The 17,919-nt window shown below is 35.5% G+C and carries 18 protein-coding genes; 7 read left to right on the forward strand and 11 right to left on the reverse strand.

Going from position 1 to position 17,919, the window contains the following annotated elements; translation table 11 throughout:
• Window positions 1–651, forward strand: a complete 651-nt coding sequence (locus tag B5X51_RS02545) for a WbqC family protein (RefSeq protein WP_079719289.1) — start codon at window positions 1–3, stop codon at window positions 649–651.
• Here the strand turns inward: B5X51_RS02545 and B5X51_RS02550 are convergent.
• The 7 genes from B5X51_RS02550 to B5X51_RS02580 all read right to left on the reverse strand — a co-directional run bounded on the left by B5X51_RS02550 (window position 641) and on the right by B5X51_RS02580 (window position 6,871).
• Window positions 641–1,666, reverse strand: a complete 1,026-nt coding sequence (locus B5X51_RS02550; RefSeq protein WP_079719290.1) for an endonuclease/exonuclease/phosphatase family protein — start codon at window positions 1,664–1,666, stop codon at window positions 641–643. The two genes, B5X51_RS02545 and B5X51_RS02550, sit on opposite strands and share 11 nt — an antisense overlap.
• On the reverse strand, window positions 1,667–2,581 hold the full coding sequence (locus B5X51_RS02555) for a rhomboid family intramembrane serine protease (RefSeq protein WP_079719291.1): 915 nt from the start codon (window positions 2,579–2,581) through the stop codon (window positions 1,667–1,669).
• Window positions 2,581–3,324, reverse strand: a complete 744-nt coding sequence (locus tag B5X51_RS02560; protein ID WP_079719292.1) for a rhomboid family intramembrane serine protease — start codon at window positions 3,322–3,324, stop codon at window positions 2,581–2,583. The genes B5X51_RS02555 and B5X51_RS02560 overlap by 1 nt, the downstream gene beginning before the upstream one ends.
• Window positions 3,325–5,193, reverse strand: coding sequence for a DNA mismatch repair endonuclease MutL (gene mutL / locus B5X51_RS02565; protein WP_079719293.1), 1,869 nt, complete (start codon window positions 5,191–5,193; stop codon window positions 3,325–3,327).
• Entirely contained in the window at window positions 5,194–5,487 is a 294-nt protein-coding gene (locus B5X51_RS02570; RefSeq protein ID WP_139374821.1) for a hypothetical protein, read from the reverse strand.
• Between the two features lie 109 nt (window positions 5,488–5,596).
• Window positions 5,597–6,094, reverse strand: coding sequence for a 6,7-dimethyl-8-ribityllumazine synthase (gene ribH / locus B5X51_RS02575; RefSeq protein ID WP_079719295.1), 498 nt, complete (start codon window positions 6,092–6,094; stop codon window positions 5,597–5,599).
• 3 nt (window positions 6,095–6,097) lie between these two features.
• On the reverse strand, window positions 6,098–6,871 hold the full coding sequence (locus tag B5X51_RS02580) for a tetratricopeptide repeat protein (RefSeq protein ID WP_079719296.1): 774 nt from the start codon (window positions 6,869–6,871) through the stop codon (window positions 6,098–6,100).
• A gap of 146 nt (window positions 6,872–7,017) precedes the next feature.
• Between B5X51_RS02580 and recF the strand changes: the two genes are divergently transcribed.
• The 6 genes from recF (at window position 7,018) to B5X51_RS02610 (ending at window position 10,609) form a co-directional block, all read left to right on the forward strand.
• Window positions 7,018–8,097, forward strand: a complete 1,080-nt coding sequence (gene recF / locus B5X51_RS02585; protein WP_079719297.1) for a DNA replication/repair protein RecF — start codon at window positions 7,018–7,020, stop codon at window positions 8,095–8,097.
• Window positions 8,094–8,525, forward strand: a complete 432-nt coding sequence (locus tag B5X51_RS02590; protein ID WP_079719298.1) for a lipocalin family protein — start codon at window positions 8,094–8,096, stop codon at window positions 8,523–8,525. The genes recF and B5X51_RS02590 overlap by 4 nt, the downstream gene beginning before the upstream one ends.
• Window positions 8,509–8,805: a DciA family protein gene (locus tag B5X51_RS02595; RefSeq protein ID WP_079719299.1), complete on the forward strand. Its 297-nt coding sequence runs from the start codon at window positions 8,509–8,511 to the stop codon at window positions 8,803–8,805. Before B5X51_RS02590 ends, B5X51_RS02595 begins: the two co-directional genes overlap by 17 nt.
• On the forward strand, window positions 8,805–9,380 hold the full coding sequence (locus B5X51_RS02600; RefSeq protein WP_079719300.1) for a pseudouridine synthase: 576 nt from the start codon (window positions 8,805–8,807) through the stop codon (window positions 9,378–9,380). Before B5X51_RS02595 ends, B5X51_RS02600 begins: the two co-directional genes overlap by 1 nt.
• A 76-nt stretch (window positions 9,381–9,456) precedes the next feature.
• Entirely contained in the window at window positions 9,457–10,248 is a 792-nt protein-coding gene (locus B5X51_RS02605) for a HipA family kinase (protein ID WP_079719301.1), read from the forward strand.
• The gene (locus tag B5X51_RS02610) at window positions 10,226–10,609 is read left to right on the forward strand and encodes a DUF3037 domain-containing protein (RefSeq protein ID WP_079719302.1); all 384 of its coding nucleotides are present in this window, start codon (window positions 10,226–10,228) and stop codon (window positions 10,607–10,609) included. The genes B5X51_RS02605 and B5X51_RS02610 overlap by 23 nt, the downstream gene beginning before the upstream one ends.
• 63 nt (window positions 10,610–10,672) lie before the next feature.
• Here the strand turns inward: B5X51_RS02610 and B5X51_RS02615 are convergent, their stop codons facing one another.
• The 4 genes from B5X51_RS02615 to B5X51_RS02630 all read right to left on the reverse strand — a co-directional run bounded on the left by B5X51_RS02615 (window position 10,673) and on the right by B5X51_RS02630 (window position 17,815).
• A complete protein-coding gene (locus B5X51_RS02615) occupies window positions 10,673–11,245 on the reverse strand; it encodes a biliverdin-producing heme oxygenase (RefSeq protein ID WP_079719303.1) in 573 nt (190 codons plus the stop codon).
• A complete protein-coding gene (locus B5X51_RS02620; protein WP_079719304.1) occupies window positions 11,235–11,789 on the reverse strand; it encodes a response regulator in 555 nt (184 codons plus the stop codon). Before B5X51_RS02620 ends, B5X51_RS02615 begins: the two co-directional genes overlap by 11 nt.
• 164 nt (window positions 11,790–11,953) lie before the next feature.
• A complete protein-coding gene (locus B5X51_RS02625) occupies window positions 11,954–14,167 on the reverse strand; it encodes an ATP-binding protein (RefSeq protein ID WP_079719305.1) in 2,214 nt (737 codons plus the stop codon).
• Window positions 14,168–14,173: 6 nt separating this feature from the next.
• Window positions 14,174–17,815, reverse strand: coding sequence for a chemotaxis protein CheB (locus tag B5X51_RS02630; protein WP_079719306.1), 3,642 nt, complete (start codon window positions 17,813–17,815; stop codon window positions 14,174–14,176).
• Window positions 17,816–17,919: the final 104 nt, after the last annotated feature.

Genomic DNA, 17,919 nt, shown 5'->3' on the forward strand with positions numbered 1-17,919 from the left:
ATGAAAGAAATACTAATACATCCGGCCTACTTTGGGCCGGTTTCTCAATTTGTTACGCTGGTAAAAGCAGATAAAGTCTATTTTGAAAATGAAGACAATTACCAGAAGCAAACCTATAGAAACCGGATGTATATCTATGACTCTAACGGGAAGTTATTGCTCAATATTCCAATAAAACATCGTTCAGTTTTAACGGGTGAACCTAAAGAAGCCGGAAAGCATCAGCGCTATAAAGAAGTGCAAATTGAAAATGACTTTGAATGGCAAAAGCAACATTGGCGTGCCTTAAAAGCATCTTATCAAACTTCTCCATTTTTCGAATTTTACGAAGATGAAATTTATCCGCTTTATCATAAGAAATTTGATTATCTGTTAGACTTCAATTATGCCTGTTTAGCGTTTGTGACCGAAGCACTTCAGTTAGATCTTAATATCCATAAAACTTCAGAATATATTCTTCATCCTAAAGATAAAAAGGACTTAAGACCTTTAATTAATGCAAAAGCAAAGTTTAATTTTGAGCTTGAAGACTACACGCAGGTATTTCAGGATAAACATGGTTTTTTGCCAAATCTTAGCATCTTAGACCTCATTTTTAACGAAGGCCCAAACAGCTTAAATTTTCTTGAAGCACAAGAGCTTAAATTTTAATACGGGTTATAATAGGATAGTGATCTGAGAATTCATTTTTAAAGCGCTGGTATGCGTTAATTTGAATGTTGGTGTCAATTAACATAAAGTCTATGCGCAACGGGAAATAGCTCAGTTTAAAGGTTTGTCCAAAACCTTCCCCAGATTCCAAAAAAGCATCTTTAAATCTTCCTTCATCAGTTATCATTTCATAAATATAAGAAAAGGCAGTATTGTTAAAATCACCGGAAATAATGGTTTTAAGCTTAGACTCATTCACCTTTTTCATCATTATTTCGGCTTGTTCTTGCTGAAGCCCAAAGCCGTACCCAATTCTACCCAGTAACTTTTTAGAATCTTCTTTTCGCAGATCATCAATTTCAGGCTTAACATTTAAAGACTGAAAGTGAACATTATAGATGCGCAATGTATCTTCTTTTACCACCACATCAGTATAAATAGCATTATTATTCCCATTATGAGGAAAATCAAGGGAGTTTTGCGCTACAATGGGATATTTCGAAAAAATTGCCGAACCAAATTCAGAATTCCGGCCTTTTCTGTGTACAAAATGATACGGATAGATCTCCTTTAAATTGGTTTCGTCTACCGTATGCTCCTGGGTAAGTAAGATGTCGGGGTCTTTTTCCTTTATAAAATCTGTGATCTTTTCAGGAATATCTTTTTTACTAGTCCAACCATAATTATTAAAAAGTCGCACATTGTAGCTCATTATACTTAATTCTTCTTCTGAAGATTGGGTATTGGAACTAAACTGATAAAGACTGGACACATAATTATATCCAATAAGCAGCACAATAAAAGACAGTAAGAATTGTCTTTTTAACCTAATAATCCAGTAAACCATAAAACCAAGGTTTACAAGAATTAAAACAGGAACGCCAAGGCTTAAAACAGAAAGTAAGGGAAAAGATTTTGGAGGAATAAAAGCCAAAAGATAAGAAAGCAATAAAGCAGTACCAGCTAAAGAATTAAAGATAAAAATAAACTTATCCAGGAGCCCGAGCTTTTTCATTTAATCTTCTTTACCGGCTTTAAATAAAAAATCCTTTTCACTTTTACTTAAGCTATCATAGCCGCTTTTGCTTATTTTATCTAAAATAGCATCAATTTGCTTCTGTTTTTCATCCTTATTCAATTTTCGGGAAGAAGCAGTTTTGTATTGTTTGGTAGCTGATTTTTTATTCGTGTTTTTTCGGTATACCGTTTTCATCTTGGCTTTGCGTTCACTAGCTTTAAATAAAGACACGAAACTATCCATTATTTTCTCAAACCAGGAACCAATATCATTGCCTTTTTGCAACTGTTTTGTATACACATAACCCAATGCAGCACCACCAAGGTGTGCCAAATGCCCACCCGCATTGCTCATTGGAATCTGGATGATATCCAATACCACTAAAAAAGCAGCAATATACCAGAATTTAATACTTCCTATTAAAAGCAGTTTAACCCGCATATTTGGGATATAAGTGGCTATCCCCACTAAAACCGCCATCACACCTGCCGATGCTCCTATTAAATAAGAACGTCCCATAGCTTGAAACGCAGGAAATAAATTATAACTCAACATATAAACCAAGGCTCCCATAATCACTCCTAAAAAGAAATAATTAAGCAAGCGTTTAGGTGAAAAATAATTAAGAAAATAAATGCCGGAAAAATATAAGATCAACATATTAGAAAGGATATGCCAAATCCCACCGTGTAAAAAGGAATAGGTAATTATAGACCAGGGTTTAAAGATAAACTCCCCCGGTTCCTTAGGGAAAACAAACCATTCCAATAAAAAATCTGAGGGTAATTGAAATAAAAAAGCGATGGTTTTAAACAAAAAAAACAGGAAGAAAACCAATACGTTTATAGCGATTAGCTTTTCAACTACCGTAGCGGTTTGCAGTTTATATCTTATTTTATCAGATCCTTTCATTAATCCCAGCGGTTTTGGTTAAACTGGTTTTTCTTCCAGTACCACATCATTATAAATCCAAATAAAGCGCCTCCAACGTGGGCAAAATGTGCTACACCACCACCAAATAACGAATATCCTGTGAATCCTGAAAACAAATCGATTAAAATAAGTACAGGAATAAAGTATTTTGCTTTAATAGGCACCGGCACAAATAATAAGAATAGTTCAACATTAGGGAACATCATCCCAAAAGCTACCAAAATACCATAAATAGCTCCAGAAGCTCCAACGGCCGGCGTATTTACACTTTGATACAGGCTTTGTAAAGTTTCCTTAGGTACAGAATCCAGAATTGCGGTAGAGTATTCTCCAGTGTTAAGCAGCTGCTCTATACTCCCCATACTCATTCCCGCATCTAACAAAGCATTATACCCGGTTTTGAATTCTATATAATTCACCAGTGTGTGTAAAAATGCCGCTCCAAGTCCTGCCGAAAAATAAAAGAAAACAAATCGTTTTTGTCCCAACATCTGTTCTATTGGCCCACCAAAAGCCCACAAGGCATACATATTAAAAATAATATGCATCAAACTGCCATGCATAAACATATGCGTAATAATTTGCCAGGCCATAAAATTTTCATTCTCAAAGAACCAGAGCGCAAATAATTGATATGCATAATCGCCCAGAAACTGGCTTCCAACAAAGAAAATAATGTTGATGATTAAGAGTACTTTTACAGTTTCGGTAATTCTTCCCATTTACATAAATTTTTTATCCAGCTCGTCTACCGTTAAAGTAACGAAAACCGACCTGTTAGACGGGCTTAACCCTGGTTCTTTACAAGCAAACAACCTGTTAACGATATGTTGCTGCTCGGTATTGTTTAAAAGTGTTCCAGATTTTACCGCCATCCCTTTTGCAAGCGACTTTGCCAGTAAATCGGTTTGAGAAAAACCATTATCCGGCACGTCGTTCTCAAAATCGGCAATAAGTTGTTCCAATAAGATCTCTACTTCACTTTCTGAAATTAAAGTAGGAATTCCAACAATTTCTACGGAATCAGTTTTTATTTCTGAAAATACAAATCCTGTTTGTTCCAGTGAGTCCTGTAATTGTTTTATTATTTCTACTTCGTGTGTATTAAATTGAAGGTTAAGCGGAAATAATAATTGCTGACTTACTGCGGCTGAAACTGTAATATTTTTAAGCATCTCTTCATATAGAATCCTGGTGTGTGCCCGGTGTTGATCTATTACTAAAATTCCGCTTTTAAGTGTACTTACAATATATTTTTTATGAAGCTGAAAGGTAGATTTCTCTTCTGTATCTTGAGAAGGCTGAAATAAATTCCCTGTTACTTCTTCACTTTCAAATTCTATTTCCCTAAAATCTGAATCCGGTTTCGGGGTATCTTCGGTTTGTAATCCTGTATATAAGCTTTCCCAACTTTCTCCACGTTCTTTCCTAAAGTTGGAAGAAAAGGAGCTTGAACCAGTTTTATGGGTTCTGGCATTTTCTTCTTGAAATGGATTAAAATTTCGATCTACTTCTACCTGCGGTACTTCTGCAGATCTATTTTTATAATCATAAGGCGTGTCCAGGTTTGCATCACGATCAAAATCTAAGACCGGAGCTACATTAAACTGACCTAAACTATGTTTTATAGCGCTTCTTAAAATCGCATAAAGTGCGTGTTCATCATCAAACTTAATTTCAGTTTTTGTAGGATGAATATTAATATCTATACTTTTAGGATCAACATTTAAGAAAAGAAAATAACTAGGGTAAGATTTATCTTTCAACAAACCTTCAAAAGCAGCTACAACAGCGTGATTTAAGTAAGGGCTTTTTATAAACCGATTATTTACAAAAAAGAATTGTTCTCCACGAGATTTTTTAGCAAACTCAGGTTTACCTACAAATCCCGAAATTTCAACAATCTCGGTCTCTTCGGTTACCGGAACCAGTTTTTCGTTGGTTTTTCCGCCAAAAATATTGGTAATTCGCTGTCTGTGATTGGTTTCTGGAAGTTGAAAAAGTTCACTTCCATTATGAAATAAAGAAAAACCAATTTGCGGATGCGCCAAAGCTACTCTTTGGAATTCATCTATAATATGCCTGGTTTCTACCGCATCAGATTTTAAAAAATTTCTTCTTGCAGGAATATTATAAAAAAGGTTTTTTACACTTACCGAAGTTCCTTTTGGACATACACAAACATCCTGATTGGTAACTTTACTACCTTCAACCTTTATTTGAGTCCCAACTTCATCATCCTCAGGTTTTGTCTTTAACTCTACGTGGGCAATAGCAGCAATAGAAGCCAATGCTTCTCCCCTAAAGCCTTTGGTTTGCAAACTAAAAAGATCTTCAGCTGTTTTAATTTTTGAAGTAGCGTGGCGTTCAAAACACATCCTGGCATCGGTAAGGCTCATTCCCTTACCATCATCAACCACCTGTATTAATGTTTTTCCCGCATCTTTAATTACAACCTGAATATTTCCCGAACCTGCATCAATAGCATTTTCAACGAGTTCCTTTACCACCGAAGCCGGCCTTTGCACCACTTCCCCGGCAGCAATTTGATTCGCCACATGGTCTGGTAAAAGTTGAATTATATCTGTCATTTAAGGATTATTGGAAAAGATGGACAGATCGAAGTCTATTATCCATAGAAAAATAAAAACAAGCACCATTATAATGATTAGCAATCGCTTATTGATTTCACGGTTACCGCGTGTTCTACTGGATTTACGTACTTCAGCCCATTGGGAGCCAAAATCTATGGCATTTGTAGTTTCTTTATATTTACTGAATTTTGAATCAAAACTATAAATATTACCCGTATCCTTCCCCTTATAATAACGTGGGGTGTAGTTGTACCGGGCATTTTTTCTTGGCTTATAAATTTTGATCTTCAAAATATGCTGATTTTCTGTGGTAGTTCAAATTTACTCAAATTGCTTCAAAAAACCGAAACAACAAGCTTAAAAAGAAATCAACAAGAATAATGCCGATAAAGCCTGTGGCTTAATATTTAGCGTCCTGGCGTAGTTTTGCCATTTTAATAGCCGCAATGGCAGCTTCAGTACCTTTGTTACCATGCTTCCCTCCACTTCTATCTATTGCCTGCTGCATATTTTGATCTGTTAACACACAAAAGATTATTGGGGTATCGGTTTGTATATTAAGGTCTTTAATTCCCTGGGTAACACCCTGGCAAACAAAGTCAAAATGTTTTGTTTCCCCTTCTATCACACTACCAATTGCAATAATAGCATCAAGCATGTCAAAAGTTTCCTGCATTTTTTTGCAACCATAAATAAGCTCAAAACTGCCGGGAACATTCCAACGTACAATTTTTTTAGGGGTTACATTATTTTCTATAAGTGCATTGTAAGCACCGTCATAAAGTCCTTCTGTTATCTTATCGTTCCATTCAGAAACAACAATCCCGATGCGAAAATCACTCGCATCGGGAAGTTTGTCTTTATCGTAATCTGAAAGGTTATTTCCTTCTGTTGCCATAAATTATTGTTTTGCAGCACGAGCCTGTCCCATATAAACTGGTACTTGCTCAGCTTCAGGAGTTTCGGGATACTCATCCTTTATCTGCTGTAGGTGTTCTTCAGCATCAGAGGCCTGCCCTAGCTCTAAGGCGGTAATTGCTGCTTTTAGTAAGAATTTTGGTGTTGTAAACTCGTTAGATCTCATAGAAGCCGCTTTTTCGTAATATCCCAAAGCTTCTTCCGGCTGCTCTAATTGCATAAAAGCATCGCCAATTCCTCCGGTAGCTAAAGCTGGCAGAACTTCATCATCACTATTAAAATCTTCAAGATAATTTATAGCTTCCTGGTAGTTCCCGGTATTTAAATAAGCAAAACCGGCATTATAGGTTGCAAGATTCGCTGCATCTGTACTACCGTAGTTATCTATAATGTCAACAAAGCCATATTTCCCTTCACCGCCATTTAAAGCCATAGTAAAAAGTGAATCACGTTCAGCTCCAGAAGCGTTTAGAGCAGATGCAAAATAGTTTTGCGCCTGTGCCATTTCATTAGCTGCTTCTTCCTGTTTTGGCTCACTTACAAAGCGTTCGTAACCAAGGTAACCTAAAACGGCTACAATTGCTACTCCCACAATAATATAGATATACTTTTGATTTTCTGCTACCCAGGTTTCGGTCCTGCCAGCCCCTTCGTCTAGCGTATTAAATACTTCAGCAGTTGTAGATTCTTCTTCTACCTGTTTCTGCTGTTCTTCTTTATTAGAAGGTTTATATCCCTTTTTCTTGTAAGTTGCCATAAAAACTGTTTAATGCGTGGCAAAAATATGATTTTTATTCAAAATTAAAAGGGAAATTATTTGTATTTTTTTAATATTTTCGGGTCATTCGCTTTACTTTCAGAATTCTATTATATAAATATCAAAAAGCTGAATAACAGCATTTTATGTTTTTAAAAAACCTTTCTTTAGTTAATTACAAAAACCTTAATTCAGCTTCTTTCGAGTTTGACACGAAAATAAATTGTTTTGTAGGCAATAATGGCGTTGGTAAAACCAACGTTTTAGACAGTATTTATCACCTGGCTTTTGGAAAAAGTTATTTTAACCCAATCACCAGCCAAAATATTAATCATGAGGCCGATTTCTTTGTTGTAGAAGGGCAATTTGAAAAACTACAAAAAGAGGAACAGATACTAGTTAGCGCTAAACGCGGACAAAAAAAAGTGATAAAAAGAAATAATAAGCCCTATGAAAAATTTAGTGAACATATAGGCTTTATACCTACGGTAATAATTTCTCCCGCAGATCGTGACCTTATTATTGAAGGAAGCGAAACCCGGCGTAAGTTTATGGACGGAGTGATCTCGCAAAGTGATAACATTTATCTTAATAAACTTATTCAATATGGAAAGCTAAATGCACAGCGTAATTCTTTACTGAAATATTTTGCCGCGAACCATAGTTTTGATCGTGATACTTTAGAAGTTTATAATCTACAACTTAGTGACCTGGGTCAATATATCTTTGAAAAACGAAAAGCTTTTTTAAAAGAATTCATTCCTATTTTCAATAAGCGCTATGCCGATATTACCAAAAACGAAGAACAGGTGGATATTAGCTATAAAAGCCAGTTGTTTGACAATTCTTTAGCCTCCTTACTTGAAGCAAATCTTCAAAAAGATATGGCTTTGCAGTATACGAGCGTAGGAACACATAAAGACGATCTAAGTTTTGAAATAGAAGGCCATCCTATTAAGAAATTTGGTTCCCAGGGACAACAAAAGTCTTTTTTGGTTGCCTTAAAATTAGCGCAATTCGATTTTATAAAAGCTATAAGCAAAGTAAATCCAATTTTACTACTCGATGATATTTTTGACAAATTAGACGAGCAACGTGTGGCACATATTGTAGCTTTGGTGGCCACAGATCAATTGGGTCAAATTTTTATTAGTGACACGCACGCAGACCGTACTGAAGCGGTGGTGAAAAGCAGTAATCAATCTTATAAACTTTTTAAATTGTGAATAAAAAAATTCTTTTTTTCTTATTCGGAATCGTACTTTTAGGATGCCAGCAAAATAATCCTGAAGAACAGCTTCAACATCTTACCGGTTATTGGGAAATTGATCGCGTGGAGGTCTCTGAAGATTCAGTAATCAGCTATAAGATAAACGCAACGGTAGATTATATGGAGTTTGATGGCCAGGAAGGATTTCGTAAAAAAGTAAAGCCACAATTTGATGGAAGTTTCAAAACAAGTGATAATAAAGAAACAGTTTCAGCGCGAATAGAAAATGATAGTTTGCGGCTTTATTATAAAACTCCTTTTGACGAGTGGAAAGAAACTGTAATTTCTGCTGAAGAAGATAAGTTTAGCGTCTTAAACCGAGACGGAAAAATATATTATTACACCAAATTTACCTCCCTATTAGATAATGAAGAAGAGAAATAGTGAAAATCAAAGTTTAAGCGAAGTTTTAAAAGAGTTTGTTGATCATAATAAACTCCAGGGAGGCCTGGATAAAGTAAGCGTTAAAGATGTTTGGTATCGGGAAATGGGGCCGGCTATTGAAAAGTATACCACTGCCATTAAATTGCAAAACGAAACGCTTTTTGTCCAGTTAAGTTCTTCTGTACTGCGGGAAGAGCTTAGTTATGGTAAAGGAAAAATAATAACTATGCTCAACAGGGAATTAGGAAAAGATCTGATAAAAAAATTGGTTTTACGTTAATGCAGCATCGCTATTTTAAAATTTACAAACCTTACGGCTATTTAAGTCAGTTTATCACCAACGAACGGCCAAGAAAAAAAAAGAAGCTTCTGGGAGAATTAGGTGATTTTCCGGAGGAAACCATGTCTGTGGGTCGCCTTGATCAGGATTCTGAAGGTTTGCTATTTCTCACTACCGATGGAAAAGCGAGTGCCGAAGTTAACGGGAATAAAATTGAGAAGGAATATTATGTTCAGCTAGATGGGAAAATCACCCATGAAGCAATTGAAAAAATACAACTTGGCGTAGAGATAAGCATTAACGGTAAAAGCTATAAAACCCTGCCTTGTGAAGCATTTATTTTAGAAGAAAGACCGGTATTCCCCGAAAGAGCTAAGAAAATTCGAGATGAACGTCACGGTCCTACCAGTTGGATTTCAGTAACATTGGTTGAAGGTAAGTTTAGACAGGTCAAAAAAATGACTGCCGCAATTGGGTTTCCAACTTTAAGATTGGTGCGCATAAGGATTGGGAATGAGCATTTAAACAATATGAATGCGGGGGAAGTTATTGAACTACCCGCGTTTTCTTATTAATAACAATTTCCAAATCCTCCCTCATATATTTCATATTAGGCCTATAAAACTTAACTTTGGAGCCTCATACAAAGCTATGCAAAACGCAGAATTAAGAACAGTTACTGTTACCAGGTATATTACTCCGCTAAGAGAAGGCGGCTCCTTACCTGCCCTAACTGAAGCCGATGACGATTTTAAATATGTACTTAAATTTAAAGGCGCAGGCCACGGCGTAAAAGCTCTTATTGCCGAGCTACTTGGAAGCGAAATTGCCCGTGCATTGGGCTTTAAAGTACCTGAACTCGTTTATGCCAATTTAGATGAAGCTTTTGGAAGAACAGAGGGAGATGAGGAAATTCAAGATTTATTACAGGCCAGTAAAGGCTTAAATCTTGCGCTACATTTTCTTTCTGGAGCCATTAATTTTGACCCTGTGGTTACCGAAGTTGATGAATTTGAGGCTTCAAAAATAGTGTGGCTTGATGCATTTATAACCAATGTAGACCGCACCTATAGAAATACCAATATGCTTATGTGGCATAAAGAATTATGGCTTATAGACCATGGGGCATCTTTTTATTTTCACCACTCCTGGACTAATGTGGAAGAAAAAGCCAAAACTCCATTTACTTTTATTAAGGACCACGTATTACTGCCGCGGGCCAGTAGAATGAAGGAAGCCAATGAATATGCAAAAAAACTAATTACTCCCGAAAAAATAAAAGAAATTGTATCGCTAATTCCCTCGGAATGGTTGCAATGGGAAGATACCGATGAAACAGAGGAAGAAATTAAAGAAGTTTATAGTCAATTTTTAACCACACGGTTAAGTCATTCAGAAATTTTTATAAAAGAGGCAGAAAATGCAAGAAAAACACTTATATGAATATGCTGTAATTAGGCTTGTACCTAAAGTTGAACGAGAAGAATTCTTAAACGTTGGCATTATTTTGTTTAGTAAGAAAGGAAAGTTCCTAAAAGCAGTTTTTCGAGTTGATGAAGAGCGACTGGGAATTTTTTGCAAAGATCTGGACAAAGACGAAATATGCTCAAATCTAGATTCTTTTAAGAAAATATGCGAAGGAAATAAAAATGGAGGCCCAATTGCACAATTAGATTTGCCTTCTCGTTTTAGATGGCTCACTGCGGTGCGGAGTTCCATAATTCAAACTTCGCGCCCACATCCGGGAATGACAAACGATCTTGATATAACTTTAAATCGACTTTTTAACGAACTTGTTTTGTGAAAGATAGTCTGATTTTTAAATATAAACCTAGAAAACGCAAGAGACATAAAAAGGAAAGATAATTTAGTTGAAATTACAATTCGTATTTAACGAAGCTTCTTTAAAAACCAATCCGAAAAACTCAAAAGTTTCCATGGCTTTTTTTGAGGCCTGGTTTATCTGAATTTCAGTAAAATTTTCTGCTTTTAATTCTTTTACAAAACTATTCCAGGACTTCACCCCATCCCGTTCCCCACTAAAAAAATGTGGTTTAGGAATTCCCTTTAATGCAGGGCAGTTAGGAAGTTCTTTAGAAATATACATTCCGCCAAGAGCAGAGCCTAAAACCACGTATGCAGTTCCAAGAGCTTCTTCATAAGAATTTATCTGAAATTTCCCATGAAATTCCTCAAAAACTGATTTATCTACCTCTAAATCGTCAAGATCTTGTGCTAGCTTTTCGCTTTTATTAGATTTATAGGCAGGGATATATTTTAAAATTTCAGCTTCGGTAATTTTATAAGAGATATAGTTTTGAAGCAATAAAAGTTTGTAGTCTTCCAGGCTTATTTCGTGAGAAATAATTTGGCTAGCAAGATTTTCTTTTTCAAGTTCTTCGTGAAGTTGTTTTGTGGAATTCCTAAGGTTATTCAGCATCTTCTATATTGAATTTATCCAGGTTATTTCTTATTTTTTTAATATTCTCACGCTGCTCAATATCATCAGCCTTCATGCTATCCAGATGGCTATAAATTTGATGCACTGCTATCTTATTCTTTCTTATTTGCTCTCTCAATTCTTCATGTTGCACCATATTATACACCACTTGTTTTAAAAGTGGCTCCAATTTTTCATGAAGATTACTCATATGTTTTTTGAGAATAAACCCTGAAGCTCCAGAAAGAATGGTATTTGCAGCAAGTTCGTCGTCATCCAAAGCTCCTGTAATAAAAATAAGTGGAATACTTTCATCTATAGATTTCACCAATTCCATAATATCAAGACCTGTACCACTGGGAAGGTTATAATCTGAAATGACTACATCTGGCAAGAAATTGGTAAACAAGTTTTCAAAACCGGGAAGATCTTTTACTACTTTCACCTCAACTGTTTCTACAATCTTAGTAATTCGTCTTTTAATTAAAACTGCATCGGTTTCTTCATCCTCAACCAATATAATACGCAACGGAGTGGTAATCATTCTTTAAAATTTATACAAAAATACTAAACTAGTTAATGCAAAAAACCAGGGTTTCAAAAATTAGAGATTGTTTTTAAAAGTAAACTAGCTAGCAGCAAGCTTACGAGGCGTCAAATGGTAAAAAACTGGAATTTCAAGGCAAGCTTGAAGCATTTAAATTTGGGCTAAAAATAAAAGTAAAATGTACTGCCTTCTCCAGGCTCACTTTCTACCCAGATTTTCCCACTATGCTTTGCTGAAATTCTGGCTACTATAGCTAAACCTACACCGGTGCCCTTAAATTGACTTTTTGAAGCCCTGGAAAATACGTTAAAAATTTTATCCTGATCATTTTTAGCTATACCAATCCCGTTATCTTTTATGTAGAAAACATCCCTGTTTTTTTGAGTAATAGCTCCAATTTCAACCCGTGGATCTTTTGTTTGTTCAGAATACTTTAATGCATTCTCCAAAACGTTGCTCCATAGCTGCCAAATCATTCGTCTATCCCCATAAGTTTCCGGTAAATTTTTCTTTATATGTACTTCTGTCTCCGGGAAATTAGCAGTAATACTAAAACTCGACAAAAGTTCATCCAATAATTTATTAGTATCGAATCTTTTCTTTTGAAGATCTCCACCCGTGATTTTTGAAAAAGAAAGAATATCGTCTATTATACCTTCCATCTTATTAGCTGTGCTTAAAACAGTATTTATAGTTTCTATAGCTTCGGCCGGTAAATCGTTACTAAAATCCTCTTTCAGTATCTGCGCGAATCCATTTATTCCGCGTAACGGACCACGAAGATCATGAGAAATTCCGTAGCTAAAAAGTTCAAGGTCTTTATTGGCTTCCTGTAGCTTCTGGTTTAACCTGCCAATTTCTTCCTTTTGCTTTGCAAGAAGAAACTGATTTATATTTTCACCAAAAACTTTTGCCGTTTCAATTTCATATTCTTTCCAATTATCGGAGATGCCGTCTAATTTTTCTGTCCATTTCTCAAAAGACTTCCTGGGGCTTAAGCGCTGCTTCTCCTCGTTATAAGAAACTTTATTATTAGGGTTGCCTCCCCAACTTACAGTTTCAGCAACCTCTGGCCTAAACCAAATAATAAAGTTATTATCAGCTTTTCCCAATTTAAAACTTAAAATTCCTGAAGCTACATTTTTGTAATTTATAGCTTTTGGATATAGAGTTTTTAGATTCTTAGTATAAAAAAGGGGATCCTCTTTTTTGTTCAAAAAACCGCATAAGTCCATCACCTCGGTTTCCTTAGGTGTATTTCCAAAAAATTTAATATTTTCATCTAAAATCACTGCACCTCCCCCACTTTCAATTAATGAAGTAAAAGGAATTGAAATACTGGTAAGGCCTTCAATTAAAGAGTTCTCTAGCTGTAAATCTTCTAAAAGTCTCTCCCTTAACTCAGAATTTTCTTTAATTTTTTGATTAAAAATTCCGGTTTGTATTGAAGAAACACAATTAGAAAAAACCTGCACTAAAAACTTACAGGTTTCACGTTGAGAATAATTGATAAATTTAGCCGAGTAATGATGACAAGCTATCAAACCCCACAAGTTTCCGTTTACAATGATAGCCGCTGTTAAGGAAGCACCTACCTTCATATTTTGTAAATATTCAATATGAATGGGAGAAACTCCTCTTAATGTAGACCTTGAAAGATCTAGAGGCTTCTGTGAAACAGGCGATAACTCTGGTAAAATAGGAACAGGTTCATAATTAACATCTGAGATGATCCTTACCTTATGCTCTAAAAATAGTTTTCGTGATTGTGCTGGAATATCACTTGCCGGGTAGCGCAAATCTAACCAACTTTCTAAATCTTCGTTTTTTTCCTCTGCTACTACTTCCCCATTCCATTCTTCATCAAATCGGTACACCATCACGCGATCGTAGCCGAAAATACTTCTCATTAGTTTTGCGGCTTTATCGCATAGCACCGAAATATTCTCTATTCCATCCAGGCCATTAATAATATTTGTTAAGTGTTCCTGAAAGTAAAAGGGATTCCAGGATTCACCAAGAATTTCAAAATCCAGAATAAGGTTATCTCCCGATAGATGAGGCAACATAACAAAATTCTTATCATTTATTTCCAACTCTTCCGCCGTAAAATCCAAATTTCCAGAAATAGAGGTTTCCAGTCTTTCAATTGGAAGTCGCCCTATTAATTTTTCCAGGGAAATACCTAAAAAATCTTCATGAGATACTCCAAAGAACTTTGCCGTATTTTCACTAGCCTGAGTTACTACAAAAGTTTGAGGATTTACAGCCACAATAACCCCGTGAGCCTGGGCTTTTCCAATTAAATGTATGGGTTCTTTATCACAATTTTGAACATCTACCTTTTCGGGATACGAAAACTGTTCTGCACTCATATAGGATTACGCTTTTAATTTGAAATAAAAAGTACTTCCTACATCTACCTGACTTTCTACCCAAATGCTACCTTCGTGCAGTTGAACGATCTTTTCTACGTGTGCCAAGCCAACTCCGGTACCTTCGTTGGCATCGGTTTCTTTGACGCGATTAAAGATGGTGAATATGTTCTTTTTGTCTTCTTCTGAAATTCCATAACCATTATCTGTTACAGAAAAAACCCAATGGGCACCTTCTCTATAAGATGCAATCCGTACATCTGGATTTCTGTCTTTTGGAGTGTATTTTATAGCGTTGCTAATAAGATTCTGAAAAAGTAGGCGCAACTCTACTTCATGCCCCATAATTTTTGGCAACTTACTGGCATTTACTTTTGCATTAGTGTCTTTGATTCTTTTACCAAGATCATATTTCACAATTTCTACAACCTCTTTAATATTTACCAGGCTTTTTTCACCGTTACGCCCAATTCTGGAATGCTCCAGCAGTGCTTTAATTTGCTCTGAAAGACGGGTAGAGGCATCTTTTATATACTTGATATAATCTTTTCCTTTCTCATCTAATTTGGCGGCATACAATTTACCCAATACATCACTACCAAACTTAATGGTGGAAAGCGGCTCCTGAAGATCGTGTGAACAAATGGAGACAAATTGTTCCAAATCCTTATTTGCACGTTCCAGATCGTCATGTTGCTGCTTTAGCTGATTTTCGGCTTTTTTTAATGCTAAAATATCTACACAAGTATATCTTATGGTCACTACCCTACCATCTAAATCTTTCTCTGCCGTGGCGTTTACAATCACGGGCAGTAAATCTCCCGAGGCAGTAAGCATGTTCTGCTCCATATTCACTATGGTACCGTTATTTTTAAATTCTTTATTAGTTTTTAAAGCTTTAAGCTGAGATTCTTCGTTATAAAGGTCATAGATTGGTTTATCTATTAAATCTTCCTTACTTTCATAACCCAACTTTGTTACTGCCATTTCATTGCAATGCACAATAAGCTGTGTTTGTGGATCTACACTAATATGAACTACAGGATCTTCTTCATAGAAAGATTTGAAACGTTTTTCGCTGGCAATTAACTTTTCTGTAGATCGGTGTAATAAACCAACATCTATAAAAGTAATCACCACACCATTTATTTCGTTATTAGAATTTATATATGGAGAAATTCTTCTTAAATAGTAAGAGTTATCCTTGGTCATCACTTGCTTTTCAAGGATTTTACCTGTTCTAAGTACCCGCTTACAACGTGTAATAAGGTTATTTTTTCCCATACTTGAAGTAAAGTGTTCTATGGGACGACCTTCATCTGAATCAATTAAATTAAAATGCCTTTGAATTGCAGGAGTAAACTTCCTAATTTTTAAACTTTCATCAAGAAAAATCACTCCAATTTCCGTGCTTTCCAGCAAATTATTCATATCGGCATTCAAAGCTGCTAAATCTTCCACTTTTTGAAGATTTTCAGCATTTACCGTATTAATTTCTTCATTTACACTTTGCAGCTCTTCGTTGGTACTTTGCAGCTCTTCGTTAGAAGCCAATAATTCTTCATTTGCAGCTTGTAACTCTTCATTACTGGTTTCAATTTCCTCCAGTGAAGTATGTAGCTCTTCTTTGGTTTCTTTGAGTTCTTCTTCAAGATCTGCTACATATTCCTTTGTGCGGTTAGTTAGGCTTAGTTTTTCCAGGGTATTTACTCCCTCTAAGTTCACCTCTTTTTCAATAAAGGTAATTACAAAATTAGATTGGTCACCCTCTATTTTTTGATAATATGGTTTTACAATAATGTCTACTGTGCCCTCTTTATTCTGTTGCTCAAAAGAAGCGTCTTTATACCTTTGTTTACTATTATTTTTTTCAGCCTTTTTTAATGTGCTTTGAATAATATATTTTAAATCTGCTCCCAACATATCCAGCAGGTTTATAGAAAACCCACTAACCGGCAAATTAGCATATTTCCGAAACTCGCCAACAGCTTGTATAATATTAAAATTTTTGTCCACAAACACACTGGCACCACCAAAGGTTTCCAGTATTGTTTCATTAAGCTCTTCGGTAAGTTTACTTTTTATAGGGTTTGATACCTTCCTATTTGTTGGCCGTTTAATTTCACGTACACTGGATGGTAAGTTATTTGCCGTTGTTGATTGAGAAATATTTGAATTTAATCGTTTATCTGCATTTACATTTTGAAAGATTTTTGCCGAACGATTAATGACTTTAAAATTATTCTTTTGAGAAGATACATTTTCACTTGTTCCCAAAACCAAAATCCCTCCAACCTTCAAGGCATATTGTAAAAAGTTTAGTGCCTTATTTTGAATTCCGGGCTGAAAATAAATTAAGAGATTTCTACAAGCCACCATATCCATATTACTAAAAGGCGGATTCTTAATAATATTATGCCTGGAAAAAACCACCATTCGGCGCATTTTATCGATTACCTTATAACCATTGGGCTTACTAATAAAATACTTTAGTAATAATTCTGAATCTATATCTGCAACAATACTTTCAGGATAAAATGCTTCACTTCCAATATTCAAGTGTTTCTGCGAAATATCTGTAGCAAAGATCTTTAATTCTATACTTTTATTCTGGCGCTCAATTTCTTCATTAATAATCATCGCAAAAGAATAGGCTTCCTCACCACTACTACAGGCAACATCCCACAGTTTTATGACTTCACCATCTTTTTTCCCTTCTACCAGTTTTGGAATTACATTATCCTTAAGTATTTTCCACACTTTTTCATCCCTAAAAAATTTAGTGACTCCAATAAGGAATTCGCGATGAAGTATTTCTATCTCCTCTTCATTATGAATTAAAAACTCATAATATCCCGAAAGACTTTTGCATTTACAAACATTTACCCTTCGGGCTATTCTTCGTGCAAGAGTTGCGTGTTTATATTCCCTAAAATCCAAACCGGTTTTTTCATCTACAAAGCGAAGAATTTTCATCAATTCGCTCTCATTATAGTTCAGATCCCCATCTTTAAAATGAAAAACCGAAGGGGCATCTATAAAGTTCTTAAGCTCTTTACCCATACTGGAAACCGGCAGCACATAATCTACCAGACCTGTATTTATAGCACTTTGCGGCATCCCATCAAATTTAGCCTCTTCGGGATCCTGGACCATAACCATGCCGTCCAGTTCTTTTATTGCTCTTACTCCTCGTGTCCCGTCGCTTCCGGTTCCGCTTAAAATTACCCCAATAGCTTTATCTTTTTTATGCTTTGAAAGTGATTCAAAAAAAATATCTATGGGTAGGTTTAAACTTTGACCTTTTGGTTTATCTACAAGGTGAAGCTTATTATCCTCAAAAATGAGGTTGTTGGCAGGTGGGATTAAATAAATATGGCCTTGTTTTATTTTTTTTCCGTCCTTAACCTCACGAATGGGCAAATTGGTGTTCTTTTTAAGAAGCTCTCCCATCATACTTTTAAAATCTGGGGAGAGGTGCTGAATAACTACATAAGCATTCTTATCGGTTTCTGGTATACTTTCAAAAAATGCTTTTAATGCTTCCAATCCACCGGCACTTGCGCCTATAGCAATTATGCGCGGTTCATCGGTTTTAAGCTTATTTTCCAACTCAGATTTGGATGGGTAGTTATTTACTTTTGTCATTTAGAAATGATTAAGTCAGACTTATCTAAAATTAATGAGAATCAAAGATCAAAAATATACGTTAAGCCCCAGAAATATGGACTCATTTGCAATTTAAATTAACA

The sequence above is a fragment of the Salegentibacter holothuriorum genome (assembly GCF_900168045.1).
GTDB classification, from domain to species: domain Bacteria; phylum Bacteroidota; class Bacteroidia; order Flavobacteriales; family Flavobacteriaceae; genus Salegentibacter; species Salegentibacter holothuriorum.